The organism is Marinagarivorans sp., from assembly GCF_982758155.1.
In genome coordinates this window covers 1-15,922 of sequence record NZ_CEXWTU010000019.1, presented here as the reverse complement: position 1 = coordinate 15,922, position 15,922 = coordinate 1, and the positions used below count along the sequence as shown (strand labels likewise).

Below are 15,922 nucleotides of genomic sequence, written 5' to 3'. Positions count from 1 at the left end.
AAAAAAGGCCCGCAATAGCAGGCCTTTTTAATTCACAAAAACTAAATGTTATTCATCGCCACATTTATTATCATTAATTTCGGCCCATGTGCACGTTGATGTTTCTGCAACACCGTTAATAAGAGATTCAATATATAAGCCAGTCTCAGTCACTGTTGCGGTAGATGCGTCACCTGCACGCGTGGTAATGGCCAACTTACCTTGTGACGGTTGCGGCAAAAGATCTAACAAATTAGTATCTGAGCCAGAACCTATTAAGTTCTCGAGACTATATACTTGATAGTCAGAATTACCGTCTACCGAAAAATCCCTTATAGTACCGCTAATTGATAGATCGTAAGCTTCAAATGCGAACTCATCTGTAAGGGTTACTTCGCCGTCAGCTAGGAATGAGGTATTTACAAAGCCTTTTCCTGTTGAGTTATTGTTATTGGTTAAGTTTGTAGACAAGGATATCACGTAGTCAGAGCCGTCAACGGTCACTAATGAAACATCTACCTTACCATTTAGAATATCTGGACGACCTGGGGTAGAGCCTTCACTGTAACGCTGAATAAAATAGTCTTTCATTTCAATGGATGCGCTAATCGAGTAGTCATCTGCGTTATTATCTACTCCAGTGGTGGTTCGAAATGATACAGCGAAAACACCATGGTAAATACTGTGAATTAAGTTCCCGTCAACGTCAAATTCAAATACAGGCTCATTTGTTGTACTTGGATCATTATCTTCGATATACGAGGCGTGAGTAGGCTCGTCGCACATGTTGTAAGTAAAGCTAATACCAGCGTCAATTGGTTGCTCTGAAAGTATTTCTAAGTCCAAATCAGATGAACCACCATCAAACTCAATGGCGATTTCAGCGTCAAAGCGACCGCCTTCAGAGCATTCAACGCCAGGAGTTATAGCTAAGCCTGCAGTTGGCTTAACGCTTTGTGTTACCGGGCCTATAACCTTGCCCATAGTACCGTTGGTATTTGTTGCACCTTGAACAGACTTAAAGACTGTAGAGGTAGTATTGATCAGCTCATAGAAAGCACCACCTAGAAGTTGTGCAAGAGCGCGGTGAGTATAGGGGTCTGAACCTTCGATCCCTGTAATTAAAACATTATCAGGATCACTAAGTGGGTTTTTTCCTCCACCATCACTGCTACTACTACCACCACAGCCAACAGCAACAGAGGCCACTGCAGCAACTAAGAGTGCGTTACGGTATTTCATTATCATTCCTCTTTTCCTCTGTGTTCACTTTATTTGTTGGAACACATTGAATTATTGTTGTGGCACAAGGTGGATGATGCATGATTTTTTGCTGTAGTGCGTAAAACCAGATCACATTGTGCAAAATTTGTTCGCTTCAGGCCATAACACCCACAAATTAGATGCTTTCTACATCATTGTTCTGTGTAGAGGTGCAATCGCGTGCCGGATCAGCTGGGGCTATTGTGCGTGAGATCGCACCGTATAACCACAGCTTAAACCAGAAATCTGTCGCAAAATAGGACAAAAATAGACCTACCCGACGCCAAAATGGTGAATACGTCACGTCGTTACAGTGATTGAAGCGGTTTATTGGGCCTTGTTTAATCTGGATATGTAAGTAAATTTTGCCATAAATGGACGTGGGGTAGCCAAAAATGGCTTCTCGTTAATACTGACTAACAATAAACAGACATGTACCACTACATTTTGCTTATGAGTGTAAAATTGCACTCGAGCAAAGTCAGCTGTTGTATAGCTACAACATAAACTCTATAATTCTCGCGCTTTTTGAGTAGACCAAATTTTGATCGCCGTCGTTAAATGTACTGCGATGCTGAAAGTTAGGTTGTGAGAAAAATAGGTGGGTAGGTGCAGCGTCCTTTAGTTATTGTTTTTGCTGGCTTATCGATAGCATCCTTAGTGTTTACAGCGGTTGCTGGCTACTGGGGCGCTCAAATAGCGAAGTCTGTCTTTTGGGGGTGCTTAATATTCTCCCTTCCGAGCTTGTATTTCACCTTGTATGCATTTCGTTATGAGGGAAGTAAGCAGGCTGGATTGATGGCTCGGTCGTTTTACCGGGGGCAGGCCGGAAAGTTAGCCCTTATGGCAATGGGTTTTGCATTGGCGTTTGTATTTGTAAAATCGTTAATAGTATCCGCTTTATTTGTAGGTTTTTGCTTGATGATTCCCGCACACCTTGTGGTCGCGATGTTCGTCAGTAAAAGCCACACAGCTGCTAAGTAGCTCTGCAGGTCAATAGACCGCGAGCGTAAAACTTGCGCTAAAACCAGTTTTTTAACTTTGAAACATTGAATTAATTATGGCGAGTGAAGCTCTTACCTCTACGGACTATATTCAACACCACTTACAAAACTTAGCATACGGCAAACTACCTGCTGGTTATGTGCGCACTGATGGATCTTCTGTTGTAGAAGATTCGTGGGTAATAGCGCATAGCTCGCAAGAAGCGGCGGATATGGGTTTTTGGTGTTTACACTTAGACACATTAGGCTGGGGGCTCGTTTTGGGTGCCTTATTCAGTCTAATATTTTGGCGTGTTGCTAAAAACGCAAGCACAGGCAAACCAACGGGCTTGCAAAGCTTTGTTGAGCTTGTGGTTGAGTTTGTAAACAATACGGTAAAAGACACTTTTCATCATAAAAACAAGATGATTGCTCCGATGGGTTTAACCATCTTTGCATGGGTGTTTATGATGAACCTGATGGACTTGATTCCTGTCGATTGGCTACCAGAGGTGGCTAAGGTCGTATCGGGTAATGATCACGTCTTCTTTAAGGTGGTACCTACTACAGACCCTAATGCAACGTTAGGCATGGCGCTAACCGTGTTTGTACTTATGATTTTGTTCTCAATAAAAGAGAAAGGAGTTGTTGGCTTTATTAAAGAGTTAACACTGCACCCTTTTCATAGTGGCAAAATCTATATCGATATCTTCCTGATACCGGTGAACTTCATTTTAGAAACTGTTTCCCTCATCGCCAAGCCGATTTCGCTAGGATTACGGTTGTTCGGAAACATGTACGCTGGTGAAATGATCTTTATTTTGATTGCGATTATGTTTGGTGCTGGTGCGATACTGGGTTTATTTGCTGGCTTATTGCAGTGGGGTTGGGCTGTATTTCACATCTTGGTTATCACCCTTCAAGCCTTCGTGTTTATGGTCTTAACAACGGTATACATGGCTATGGCGCATGATACTGGTGAAGATCACTAAGTTTTCTCAAGGCCGCTAAGGCGGTCTTGATATTCATTTTTTGTTCGTTTTTTCATTTTTAACTTTTAATTTTTAACTTACTTGGAGATAAAACAATGGCAGCATCGTTGGTTTACATTGCAGCAGCACTTTTGATCGGTTTAGGCGCATTAGGTACCGCAATCGGCTTTGGTTCATTGGGTGGTAAACTTTTGGAAGGCGCTGCGCGTCAACCAGAGCAAGCACCTCAGTTGCAGGGCAAAATGTTCCTTATGGCTGGTCTATTGGATGCAGTTCCAATGATCGGTGTAGGTATCGGCATGTACTTGATCTTCGTTGTCGCGCCTGGCATTGCTTAATTGTTGGCAAAACTGACTTTATCAACAATTTAACGCAAGAGGTGTTGGTGTGAATATCAACCTAACGCTAATCGGTCAATCTATTACCTTCATAGCTTTCGTGCTTTTTTGCATGAAGTTTGTGTGGCCTGCGCTTATCGGCGTAATGGAAACACGTGAGCAGCGCATAGCTAAAGGTTTAGAGGATGCCGAAAGAGCCGACAAAGACTTAGAGTTAGCAAAAGAGCAAGCAGGCAAGCAACTTCGCGTAGCGAAAGAGCAAGCCTCAGCGATTGTTGAGCAAGCGAATAAGCGTGCAAGCCAAATCGTTGATGAAGCTAAAGCACAAGCGCAAGTGGAAGCTGAGCGAATCAAAACTGCCGCTGGTGCAGAAGTTGATCGTGAAGTTAGCCAAGCGCGCGAAGAGCTTCGTGGCAAAGTTTCTGTATTAGCCATTGCTGGCGCCGAGAAAATTCTTGGTAGCAGCGTTGATGCTAGTGCACATGGCGCCATGCTCGACAAACTAGCCGCAGAGCTATAAGCGGAGACTGTTATGGCAGAATTAACCACGCTCGCACGCCCTTACGCGCGTGCCGCTTTTGAATCTGCTCGTGCAGACAGCCAACTCAGTGAGTGGGCCGAAGCATTAGCAGTCGCAGCGGCCGTTTCTGGCGAGCCAAAGGTTAAGCAACTGCTGACAGCCCCCGGTTTAACTGCAGCGCAAAAAAGCGCTGCGTTTACCGATGTCTGCGGTAGCGAGCTTAGCGACAAGTTCAAAAACTTTGTTAGTGTCCTCGCCGACAACAAGCGCTTGGCTTTATTGCCATTTATACAAACCCTATTTCTCGACCTTAAATCGCAGCTCGAAAAAGCGATCAATGTGGAAGTGACCACAGCCTTTGAAATATCGGCTGAAGCACAATCCAACTTGGTAATCGCTTTAACGAAAAAGCTCGACCGTGTCGTAACTCTTGAAAGCAACATCGACAAGAGTTTAATAGGTGGCGCCGTAATTCGCGCGGGTGATACCGTAATCGATGGTTCAGTCAAAGGCCGTTTGGCTAAATTGGCTGAAGCCATGAACTCATAACCTGAACTCCTGTACCGATGTACGAGGACTGAGGAATTAGAGCATGCAGCAGCTGAATCCTTCTGAAATCAGTGAAATTATTAAGCAACGTATCGATAGTTTAGACGTTGCAACTACCGCACAGAACGAAGGCACAATTGTGTCTGTTACTGACGGTATTATCCGCATTCACGGTCTTGCCGACGCTATGTACGGCGAAATGATCGAATTTGAAGGCGGTGTTTTTGGTATTGCCTTGAACCTAGAGCAAGACAGCGTTGGCGCTGTTGTTCTGGGTGACTATAAAGGTGTAGCCGAAGGCCAAACCTGTAAGTGTACTGGCCGTATCTTGGAAGTACCTGTAGGTGAAGAGCTTTTAGGTCGCGTTGTTGATGCATTGGGCACGCCTATCGATGGCAAGGGTCCAATCAATAGCGGTAAGACAGACGCCATTGAAAAAATTGCACCGGGCGTAATTGCACGTCAATCGGTTGACCAACCTGTACAGCTTGGTCTTAAAGCGATTGATGCCATGGTTCCTGTCGGTCGTGGTCAGCGTGAGTTGATTATTGGTGACCGTCAGACCGGTAAAACTGCCGTTGCTGTTGATGCCATCATCAACCAGAAAGGCACTGGCATTAAGTGTATCTATGTTGCCATCGGTCAAAAAGCGTCTTCGGTTGCGGCCGTTGTACGTAAGTTAGAAGAGCACGGCGCGATGGGTCACACCATTGTTGTTGCCGCTACCGCTTCTGACCCTGCAGCGATGCAATTTTTGGCACCGTTTGCTGGTTGTACTATGGGCGAATATTTTCGTGACCGTGGTGAAGATGCCTTGATCATCTATGATGATTTGACCAAACAAGCCTGGGCTTACCGTCAAATATCATTGTTGTTGAAGCGTCCACCAGGCCGTGAAGCTTACCCTGGTGATGTCTTCTATTTGCATTCTCGTTTACTTGAGCGCGCTTCGCGTGTAAATGCAAAATATGTTGAAGACTTCACTAAAGGTGAAGTGAAAGGGAAAACCGGTTCTTTAACCGCACTACCGATCATTGAAACCCAAGCCGGTGACGTATCAGCATTTGTACCAACCAACGTAATTTCGATTACCGATGGTCAGATCTTCCTTGAAACTAACCTTTTCAACGCCGGCATTCGCCCAGCGATGAACGCGGGTATTTCGGTTTCTCGTGTTGGTGGTGCAGCGCAGACTAAAGTGGTTAAAAAGCTTTCTGGTGGTATCCGTACCGCATTAGCTCAATACCGTGAATTAGCCGCATTCTCGCAGTTTGCTTCTGACCTTGATGAAGCGACCAAATCTCAGTTGGAGCACGGTCAACGTGTTACCGAATTGATGAAACAAAAGCAGTACTCGCCACAATCTATTGGTGAGATGGCTGTTGTTCTTTACGCCGCTAACGAAGGTTTCTTGAAAGATATTAGCGTCGATAAGATTGGTGACTTTGAATCTGCATTGCTTGCTTACTTTAACTCTGAGTGCACTGAGCTGATGAATACTATCAACAGCACCGGTGGTTACAACGACGAGATTCAGCAAGGCATCAATAAAGGCCTAGAAGCCTTTAAAGCAACGCAGACTTGGTAATGGTCTAGAGAGGAAGGCGACTGCCCTCCTCTCAATTTGCGGGAATTAATATGGCTAGCGGAAAAGAGATACGTACCCAGATTGGGAGTATTACCAATACGCAAAAGATCACCAACGCCATGCAAATGGTGGCGGCGAGTAAAATGCGTAAAGCACAAGACCGCATGGAAAAAGGCAAGCCTTACGCACAGCGCATGCGCAGCGTGGTTGGTCACATTGCCAATGCGAATCCTGAGTACAAGCATATGTACCTTGAAGAGCGCGAAGTTAAGCGCGTAGGTTACATAGTTGTCTCTAGTGATCGCGGTTTGTGTGGTGGCTTAAACATTAACGTTTTTAAAAAGGCGGTAGCTCACAGCAGAAACTGGGCCGAACAAGATGTTCAGTCAGATTTTTGTTTGATAGGGGCTAAAGCAATGGCGTTCTTTAAGAGCGTTGGCGGTAATGTTTCTGCTTCTGTGCGTGATATTGGCGAAGACCCAAGCTTAGAACATCTCATTGGTAGCATCAAAGTGATGCTCGATGCCTTTAGTACAGGCAAGATCGATAAGCTGTATTTAGTGGGTAATAAATTCGTTAACACAATGACTCAGTCACCCTCTGTCGAGCAGCTATTGCCGCTAGAAGCAGAAGATGACAATAAACTAAAACACGCGTGGGACTATGTTTACGAGCCAGAAGCTCGTGATTTATTAGATGGTCTGCTCGTGCGATATATCGAAAGTCAGGTCTATCAAGCGGTTGTTGAAAACTGCGCTTGTGAGCAGGCTGCGCGAATGGTTGCAATGAAATCCGCAACTGATAACGCAGGCGACTTAATTGATGACCTCAAGCTTGTGTATAACAAAGCCCGTCAAGCGGCCATTACACAAGAGCTTTCTGAGATTGTAAGCGGCGCATCAGCGGTTTAAACCGCGCAGGCGTGTGTTTTAAGGTTTAAAAATTTAATTTTAGAGGAACCTCAAATGAGTAGCGGAAAAATCGTGCAGATTATCGGCGCGGTGATTGACGTGGAATTTCCACGTAACGCCGTACCAAAGGTTTACGAAGCATTAACGATAGCCTCAAAAGGTTTGACTTTAGAAGTTCAGCAGCAATTAGGTGACGGTGTTGTCCGTGCCATTGCGATGGGTTCTTCAGAAGGTCTAAGCCGCGGTTTATCAGTAGAGAATACTAACGCGCCGATCAGCGTACCAGTGGGTATTGAAACACTGGGTCGTATCATGGACGTCCTAGGTAACCCTATTGACGAATGTGGCCCAATTGGTGAAAAAGAGCGTGCTGCTATTCACCGTAAAGCGCCAGCGTATGATGATCTTGCTGCGAGCAACGACCTCCTCGAAACCGGTATTAAGGTTATTGACTTGGTTTGTCCGTTTGCTAAAGGCGGTAAAGTCGGTTTATTCGGTGGTGCCGGTGTTGGTAAAACTGTAAACATGATGGAATTAATCAACAACATCGCAACAGCTCACTCAGGTTTGTCTGTATTTGCGGGTGTTGGTGAGCGTACTCGTGAGGGTAACGATTTCTACCACGAAATGCAGGAAGCCGGCGTTGTAAACGTTGAAGAGTTCAGCAAATCGAAAGTTGCGATGGTTTACGGCCAAATGAACGAGCCACCCGGTAACCGCTTGCGTGTTGCTTTAACGGGCTTGACCATGGCTGAAAAATTCCGTGACGAAGGTAAAGACGTACTATTGTTCGTCGATAACATCTACCGTTACACCCTTGCGGGGACCGAGGTTTCTGCATTGTTGGGTCGTATGCCTTCAGCGGTAGGCTACCAGCCTACATTGGCTGAGGAAATGGGTGTTCTTCAGGAGCGTATTACTTCGACTAAATCAGGTTCTATTACCTCGATTCAGGCGGTATATGTACCTGCGGATGATTTAACCGATCCATCGCCAGCAACAACCTTTGCTCACTTGGATTCAACCGTTGTACTGAGTCGTGACATTGCGGCTAAAGGTATTTACCCGGCGATTGACCCACTGGATTCAACCTCGCGTCAGCTTGACCCATTAATCATTGGCCAAGATCACTACGACATCGCTCGTGGCGTGCAGACTGTTCTTCAGCGTTATAAAGAGCTAAAAGACATCATTGCGATTTTGGGTATGGACGAATTGTCTGAAGAAGACAAATTGACTGTAACCCGTGCGCGTAAGATTGAGCGATTCTTGTCTCAGCCTTTCCACGTAGCGGAAATCTTCACTGGTGCTCCAGGTAAGTATGTTTCATTGAAAGATACCATTGCAGGCTTTAAAGGCTTGTTAGCCGGTGACTACGATGACCTTCCTGAGCAAGCTTTCTACATGGTTGGTACCATCGATGAAGCTATTGAAAAGGCTAAGAAGTTTAAGTAAGTATTCACTTACTTAAACTGATAGGGTTTAACCCACGTTAGGGGAATAGAAAATGGCAATGACATTTCATTGCGACATTGTAAGTGCTGAAGATTCACTCTTTAGCGGCCTTGTAGAACTGCTCGTTGCGAGCGGTTCTGAAGGTGAAGTGGGTGTGTGCTACGGCCACGCTCCGCTACTTACGTCGCTTAAACCTGGTCCTATCCGTGTTAGAAAACAAGGTGGCGAAGAGGAAATTTACTATATTAATAGTGGCTTCCTTGAAGTTCAGCCTCATGCAGTCACTGTATTAGCCGATACCGCATTACGCGCGGGTGATATGGATGAAGCAAAAGCGTTAGAAGCTAAAAAGCATGCAGAGCAAGCATTGAGCAACCAAAGCGGCGAGATCGATTACTCCCGTGCTGCTATTCAATTAGCGGAAGCCTCTGCCCAGCTGCGTACACTACAAGCGATACGCAAAAAAACCGGAAAATAACGACTCAGGTCATTCAAGTATGTAATTAAGGGGGTAGCTAAGGCTGCCCTTTTTTATGACTTTTATTTAAGTATTGACGCGACACAAAAGGAATCACAATGCTAGAAGTGGTGATCTTGGCAGCCGGTAAAGGCTCCCGTATGAAATCAGCTGTCCCCAAAGTTATGCACAGTTTGGCGGGAAAACCGTTCTTACAGCACGTTGTCGAAAAAGCCCGTAAATTGCAGCCTAAAACGATACATTTAGTGGTTGGGCATGGGGCAGAAACGGTTAATCAACACTTTAATCAAAAAGATATCCACAGCGTTGTGCAGGCCCAACAATTGGGCACAGGCCATGCTGTTGCACAAGTATTGGAGCATCTCGAAAATGACAGTATTGTTTCGATATTGTATGGCGATGTACCACTAATCCAAGAAGCTACGATTGAGTCCTTAAACGCTTTGGTTAGTAGCGATAGCATGGGCTTACTTACCGTCGATTTAAAAGACCCTGCGGGCTATGGCCGAATCGTGCGCGAAAAGGGTGCTATCACAGCGATTGTTGAGCACAAAGATGCGGGTGGCGCAGAACTTCTTATTAAAGAAGTTAATACAGGCGTCATGGCTGTGAGCGCTAAACACTTGAAGCAATGGCTACCTCAGCTCAACAGCGATAATGCACAGGGTGAGTTATATCTCACAGACATTATCGCCATGGCGGCTCAACAGGGTGTTGTGATCAATACTGTGCAGCCTGAACACAGCTGGGAAGTGATGGGTGTGAATAATCGTCAGCAACAGGCTGAGTTAGAGCGTATTTATCAGCGTGAAATGGCCAATGCTCAGATGGATAACGGCGTAACACTCCTAGACCCCGCTCGCTTTGATTGCCGTGGCACATTAGTGTGTGGCAATGATTGCGTCATCGATGTTAACTGCGTTTTTGAAGGCGATGTAGTACTGGGTAACGGTGTTAGCATTGGACCTAATGCGGTCATTATCAACAGCACTATCGGCGATAACACCACCGTGAAAGCTAACTGTATTATCGAAGACTCTGTGCTGCAATCTTATTGTGATATCGGCCCCTTTGCCCGCTTGCGACCAGGCAGCCAACTTGCTGATAAAGCGAAAATCGGCAATTTTGTTGAGACTAAAAACGCGATTATTGGTAAAGGCAGTAAAGTTAACCACCTGAGCTATGTCGGTGATGCCGAACTAGGCGAGGACGTTAACGTAGGTGCAGGTACCATTACTTGTAATTACGATGGTGCCAATAAACACAAAACCAAGATCGGCGATCGCGTGTTTGTCGGTTCAAATACGGCCTTGGTTGCACCTATCAATATCGAAAGTGGTGTAACTATCGCTGCCGGATCGACAATTACGCGGAATGTTAGCGAGAATGAGTTGGTATTAGCGCGCTCTAAGCAAAAAAGTATTAGCGGTTGGGTGAGGCCTGTAAAAAAATAGTGAGCCAGCCCTCCAATCCCCTACCCCACTGATTATAGGGGTGGGGTGTTGCGTTATGCTTATTAAATCCGGTCGGTTTCCACAGGCATAAAATACGCTCACACATTAATCGCTCGACGGTTAAAAGCTGCCTTGAGCTTATGGGTTCAACATGAGAGCTACAGGAGACTAACTATGCAGTCAGACCCTAAAAAGCTGTTAGAAAAAAACAATAAACTCATTCATTCGGAAATGTTGAAGGTTGTGTCGCACGTTCAGCGAGATCAAGGCGAATGGATCTTACATACGGTTATGGTCGAGGATTGTGATGTTCCCTTTAAATTCAAGCGTAAAGGCAAGTATCTCAGCTTGAAGGGAGCAAGGGTGAACATGACTTATTATATCGAGCAGGAAACCGTTGCAGGTATGACGTTTGAAATGATGAAGGTTGTGCGTATAAAGCGAGGTTAAGCATCCCTCCCCTCGTATATCCGCGCATATCATCACACCTTAATATCATTGTCTGGCCAAATAAAACCAATAGGCCGACGCTCTATCGGTTCTATAATTTCTTGGCCAAAACACATAATTTGAACCGAAGACTGATGAGCAAGCAAAGAGCACGGTGCGCCATTCAATTCACCTTCAATGCGAATACCGTGAAAGCTGACTTGGGATAAGGAGTGAACATCAATTTTCATTCCGCCCGGAAGAATGGCCAATATGGCCGGAATAAAATTTTCCGGCAGCTGTTTCTTCCACATCATAGCCTCGTTAGCAATGGCCTTCATGAAGGTAGAAGCACTTCGGTATTCGTTGAGTGCTTCTGGCGCTATTGATGATACAGGCTGCGTTAATGTAGAAAGAGATTGTTCTGGGAATCTAAAGTTAGGGATATGAGGTATTAATCTTTTACTGTCTTCCACGTGGGCACCCTGTTTAATTTTTTACAATTTTGGCATTAAATACCTCATGCGGCAATAGGCTGAAAATCGAACAGTTCATATCTGCGCCGATTTTCAGTATTGGGTAAAAATTTAAAGGGCTGTAAAGTCTAAGTTTATAATAATTTCGTGTGAAAAATTAATAGCTTAAAGCCAATTTAAAAGCAAACCCCGTCGTACTTAAGCGCCGGTATCCAGTATGTTCACAGGCATACGATTTTGCTAAATTAACCTCAAAACCGATATGTGCGCGTTTGTTATAGAAGGCATTGGTGTAGCTTAATACATAGCTTTCGGCCGATAGACCGGTAAATTCGGCTTCGTGGGTGGTGCGGTAGCCAAATAGTGCCCAGCTATTTGGGCTTGCATAAAGCGCTATTTCGGCGTTTGTTGCTCTAGGCTGTAACCCCTCGGTATAACCATAAAATTCGTATTCGCTGAATGCATTATTGGCTTCGATTGTTTCAATAATAATACCTAGGCGCTTCCAAAAGAGAGAGGCATAGACAGCCGAAACGGGTGTTTTTTCTGTGATGTATTCAGCCGAGGGGAAAACAGCCGCGAATAAATCGCTATCCCCTAGGTTGGACATATAGCTTGCGCCAAGGGTCAGCACGTTGCCAGGTAATGTAATTGTAAAGTCAGCACCATAGTGATCGAGAGAATCCTCGGTGGCGCCTTCTTCTAAGTCAAGATTCCAGTGTTTTAAATTTGTTTTATAGGTATAAGCCGAAAAATAAAAATGTTCGGAGTGCATTGATAACGTAATGTTTTCACGAAAGGTTAGACCCAAGCTTGCGGTGGGGGCATAAGATACACTTAAAGTATCGATATACGAAAAGGGCAAATAGTTTTGCCCTGCCGATAATGTTAACCAGTTTATTGGTGCCCACGCTAATTGCACCCGCTCAATTTCAGCGGATGCCTCCGAACCTTCACGGTATACACCGTAAATATGGCCGCTCCATTTTCCGTAATAAGCGTCAAAACCCGTTGAGGCTAAAGAGACATCAGCTCCAGATTCATATTGGTTATCAGGTGCTTGTATCGAGTAGCTTTCTAGTTCGGCATAGCTATTCCAATACAGCCAATCTTTAAGTACTTTTGCGTGCGCTTGTGAAGATATTGCAAGCGATATTAAAATAAGGGCAAAGGCTGATAATACTTTACAGTCCGTTGCAGTACAGCAGAATAATTTCATGAAGATCACTTAAAACATCTATTCGAAATACGTATATGGATTAACCGACTTTAGGGGCGAGGCAATAATAGTTTATCCAATTAGGCGAAGAGATCGGCTTTCTTATCGAGGCGCTTAAAGGGGCGCATGCCGGGGCATGTAACGCTTTGAGCAACGAAGGTAAGGAGGTCGAGATCAAGTATTAGTGGATGAAATATTGTTTCCTCGTCCCTTTTGTACAGGAATACCCTGCCAGCGGGTGTGTGCAGGAATTGTTTCACCTTTCATCACCAGTGATAGCGGGTCGATAATGGCACCCTCTTGAATATTGGTGTCATACAGCACGACAGACATATTCCCAATGCTCGCGCCTGTACCTATTTTAAGATAGGACGATTTCATTATGCGATCTTCGAAAAGGTGGGTTTGTATTGTAGAGCCAGTATTTAAAGCGGCGTAATCACCGATATCGGCTAAATCGAATTCAGAAAATAGGAGGCTATCAATATAAACACGCTTACCAATCTTTACACCCATACCGCCCATAAAATACTTAAGGAAAGGTGTGCCACAAAATATTGAAACACATGGCGTATAAACGGCTTCGTACAGCGCGTTTACGACTTCATTGAACCATACGTAAGGTGACCAAAGTGGTTTAACAATAGGTTTGAATGCGCCAACGATAATACTTTTAAATACAATCACAGTTCCGATGGTTGCGAGCACCAAGCCAAAAAAGGCTAAAGGTAACAGTGCAAAAAAGGCGATGCCGGTTATCTTTTGTGATAACCCCCAAATAATAAAACAAGCCGCCAAATAAGCTGCGCTGGCAATATAGGTCGGTAATAATATTCTAAAGGTATCGACGATATAGCGTTGAATATATAAGCTTCGTGTTGGGCTGTACAAATACTTGTCGTCAAAGCCGCCAAAAGATTGGGTGTTACTGAGTTTAATCGGTGGTGATCCCAGCCATTTTTGATCATTTTCGGCAATAGGTTTATTGTGAACATTGTGATCGGCAGGTGGCGTAGAAAGGCAGCCAACTAAACACTCGTCACCAATATTTGTTCCAATGGGCAGCATCGCGCTATTGCCAATAAATGTCCGATGACCGATTTTGCAGATATCAATTTGGAAGTAGCCACCATGTACACGCTTACCCCCGATAATAGCGGCGTCCGCATAGAAGCAACCATCGCCGGCCTCGATAAGCTCGGGTGAAATATTAGCAACGGTAGAAATCTCTACGCCTTTCCCAAGTTTGGCACCTAATAGCCGTAAAAAGGTCGGTAAATACAGCGTGGCATACATAGGAATAAAAAGTGCGCGGTGAGTTTTAATAAATAAGTCTAAAAACCATTTTCGATAATAAAAGTTACCGGCTACCGGATAAGTACCTGCTAGGGCTTTGGGAACAACAATTTTCTTAATGGCCACAATCATTAAGCTAAACGCAACTAAAGCAATCGGTGCGCCAGCCAACACGGCCCACAAGGTACCGGAAAAGCCATAATTCAAAAATATCCACATAGCACCGGCTGTAATGGTTACAGCAAAAGTCGCATTAATAATAAAAAAGCTATAGAGCGCGAGCAGAGACATAACAACGCTTTTGTTTGTTGCTGGATCCAACATGGGCGCGTTTGCATTTCCATTAACGGTAAGTTCATCCACGGGTAATGTAATTTTAATGGCTTTAGCGGGTGAGCCTGCCATGGCTGTGCCGTGCTTTAAGTGAGCGCCATCGGGTATGTGTGTAAAGTCTTCAATACGGCAGTCGTCATCAATTTTAGTATTCAGGCCAATATTACTGTGAATACCGATAAAACAATGTTTGCCTATAGTGGTCGGTGCAATTTTTAGAAGCCCCTCTTCAACCCTGAAGCCTAAAATATGGGTATCCGCTCCAACGCTTGTATCGTCACCGATTGTTACTAAATCAAACGCCATCGTTACACTCGTATCCAGATAGACACGCTGTCCTATTTTCGCGCCCATCAATTTGTAGTACCACACCATGAGCGGTGATCCACACAAAATATGTGAGCCACTGAATTGCTGGATGCGTGTCACTAACCACCAACGTAAATAATAGCTGCCCCAGACTGGATAATTTCCAGTTTTATAGCGGCCTATCAGCAACCATTTGGCAGCAATCGATAAGCCGAGTAATGCGGGGTAAGACAATAGAACTAAAAGGCTACCTGTAATAGCAATATCACTGACGGGTAATTCCCCAGATATATAAAGCTGAACCTTATTGAATAGCACAGCGAAGACGCCTGAAAAAAGTGCGTAGATGGCGTAAATCCCCAATCCTTGCGCGATTGGAACGGCAATTTTTGTTAGCGTTGATAGCGAGTGATAATTTTTTTCGGCGGCGCAGGGGCCTTCATGTTGGTCGCCTGCCGAAGGGCTGTGTTCTCGGGAAGAAAGCTCCTCGGCTAACCCTCGCACGGTAGGGAATGCAAAAACATCGCGTATGGACATGCATGCATAACCCAGTTCGTAGCGAATAGTACCTGCATATTTTGCGGCCAATAATGAGTGGCCTCCTAAGTCGTCAAAAAAATTATCCTCTATCGATATCGCTTCGCTATTAAAGAGGTTACGACACAGCTGGCACAGCATTTCTTCGTTAGGGGTTTCGGGCGATATGATGTCGCGCTCATTATTGGCAAAACGTTGGGTAGGGGCTGGTAGTGCCTTTAAGTTAGTTTTACCGCTGGGTAAAACGGGCATTTCAGTGAGCAGCTCAAAAAAAGTCGGCATCATATATTTGGGTAAACGGTTGGCAATGCACTGCCGAAGCTCGGCTTGCTCAAATAATGGCGCATTCTGCACAACAGCAAAGGCGGCAATATGCTGCACCCCGTCTTGCTCTACCACTTTAACGGCGGCGGTTTGAATGTTGGAGTTTTCTTCGATTACAGCTTGAATCTCAGACAATTCAACGCGGTAGCCGCGAATTTTAACTTGCGAATCAATCCGGCCGATAAATTCGATATTGCCTTCGGCGTTTTCGCGGACTAAATCGCCGGTGCGGTATAAGCGGGCATCATCCGCGCAGGTTGAATAGGAATTGGGGACAAAAACCTGATCAGTTTGCTCGGGGCGGTTAATGTAACCACGCGCCAATATTGGCCCACTGATGCAAAGCTCGCCTTCTTCGCCTGCACTAACCGGCCCAAGCTGCGAATTTAAAATATACGTTTTATAGCCCGATAAGGCGCGACCAATTGTTACGGGTTGGCCGGCATGGCAAATTGCAGCTGTCGCGACTACGGTTGCCTCGGTGGGGCC

Annotated in this window: 15 protein-coding genes; 11 read left to right on the top strand and 4 right to left on the bottom strand. The window is 45.0% G+C overall.

Translation table 11 applies throughout. The features are described 5' to 3' along the window. Positions 1-48: 48 nt before the first annotated feature. Positions 49-1,221, bottom strand: a complete 1,173-nt coding sequence (locus AC3A8L_RS04080; protein WP_487960957.1) for a hypothetical protein — start codon at positions 1,219-1,221, stop codon at positions 49-51. Positions 1,222-1,851: 630 nt separating this feature from the next. Here AC3A8L_RS04080 and AC3A8L_RS04075 point away from each other — a divergent pair. From AC3A8L_RS04075 to AC3A8L_RS04025, 11 genes are all read left to right on the top strand, one after another. Beyond that, a complete protein-coding gene (locus AC3A8L_RS04075) occupies positions 1,852-2,226 on the top strand; it encodes an ATP synthase subunit I (RefSeq protein ID WP_487960956.1) in 375 nt (124 codons plus the stop codon). 76 nt (positions 2,227-2,302) lie between these two features. Continuing rightward, positions 2,303-3,217: a F0F1 ATP synthase subunit A gene (atpB, locus tag AC3A8L_RS04070; protein ID WP_487960955.1), complete on the top strand. Its 915-nt coding sequence runs from the start codon at positions 2,303-2,305 to the stop codon at positions 3,215-3,217. Positions 3,218-3,312: 95 nt separating this feature from the next. Continuing rightward, positions 3,313-3,555, top strand: a complete 243-nt coding sequence (gene atpE / locus AC3A8L_RS04065) for a F0F1 ATP synthase subunit C (protein ID WP_487960954.1) — start codon at positions 3,313-3,315, stop codon at positions 3,553-3,555. A gap of 49 nt (positions 3,556-3,604) precedes the next feature. Then, complete coding sequence (locus AC3A8L_RS04060) at positions 3,605-4,075, top strand: F0F1 ATP synthase subunit B (protein WP_487960953.1); 471 nt, start codon at positions 3,605-3,607, stop codon at positions 4,073-4,075. 12 nt (positions 4,076-4,087) lie between these two features. Further along, complete coding sequence (locus tag AC3A8L_RS04055; protein ID WP_487960952.1) at positions 4,088-4,624, top strand: F0F1 ATP synthase subunit delta; 537 nt, start codon at positions 4,088-4,090, stop codon at positions 4,622-4,624. 43 nt (positions 4,625-4,667) lie between these two features. Further along, positions 4,668-6,212, top strand: coding sequence for a F0F1 ATP synthase subunit alpha (gene atpA / locus AC3A8L_RS04050; protein ID WP_487960951.1), 1,545 nt, complete (start codon positions 4,668-4,670; stop codon positions 6,210-6,212). Between the two features lie 50 nt (positions 6,213-6,262). Continuing rightward, positions 6,263-7,123, top strand: a complete 861-nt coding sequence (gene atpG, locus AC3A8L_RS04045; protein ID WP_487960950.1) for a F0F1 ATP synthase subunit gamma — start codon at positions 6,263-6,265, stop codon at positions 7,121-7,123. Between the two features lie 54 nt (positions 7,124-7,177). Beyond that, a complete protein-coding gene (atpD, locus tag AC3A8L_RS04040; protein ID WP_487960949.1) occupies positions 7,178-8,578 on the top strand; it encodes a F0F1 ATP synthase subunit beta in 1,401 nt (466 codons plus the stop codon). A gap of 52 nt (positions 8,579-8,630) precedes the next feature. Beyond that, positions 8,631-9,056 carry a F0F1 ATP synthase subunit epsilon gene (locus AC3A8L_RS04035; RefSeq protein WP_487960948.1) on the top strand — a complete coding sequence of 142 codons (426 nt, stop codon included), beginning with the start codon at positions 8,631-8,633 and terminating at the stop codon, positions 9,054-9,056. A 98-nt stretch (positions 9,057-9,154) separates the two neighbouring features. Then, positions 9,155-10,510, top strand: a complete 1,356-nt coding sequence (gene glmU, locus AC3A8L_RS04030) for a bifunctional UDP-N-acetylglucosamine diphosphorylase/glucosamine-1-phosphate N-acetyltransferase GlmU (RefSeq protein ID WP_487960947.1) — start codon at positions 9,155-9,157, stop codon at positions 10,508-10,510. A gap of 174 nt (positions 10,511-10,684) precedes the next feature. Then, entirely contained in the window at positions 10,685-10,960 is a 276-nt protein-coding gene (locus AC3A8L_RS04025) for a hypothetical protein (RefSeq protein WP_487960946.1), read from the top strand. Between the two features lie 32 nt (positions 10,961-10,992). Here the strand turns inward: AC3A8L_RS04025 and AC3A8L_RS04020 are convergent, their stop codons facing one another. From AC3A8L_RS04020 to AC3A8L_RS04010, 3 genes are all read right to left on the bottom strand, one after another. Further along, positions 10,993-11,415 (bottom strand): hypothetical protein, encoded by a 423-nt coding sequence (locus tag AC3A8L_RS04020; protein WP_487960945.1) that lies wholly within the window; start codon positions 11,413-11,415, stop codon positions 10,993-10,995. A gap of 157 nt (positions 11,416-11,572) precedes the next feature. Next, positions 11,573-12,634, bottom strand: coding sequence for a hypothetical protein (locus AC3A8L_RS04015; protein WP_487960944.1), 1,062 nt, complete (start codon positions 12,632-12,634; stop codon positions 11,573-11,575). Positions 12,635-12,808: 174 nt separating this feature from the next. After that, on the bottom strand, positions 12,809-15,922 hold a 3,114-nt coding region (locus AC3A8L_RS04010), incomplete at its 5' end, for a Pls/PosA family non-ribosomal peptide synthetase (protein ID WP_487960943.1).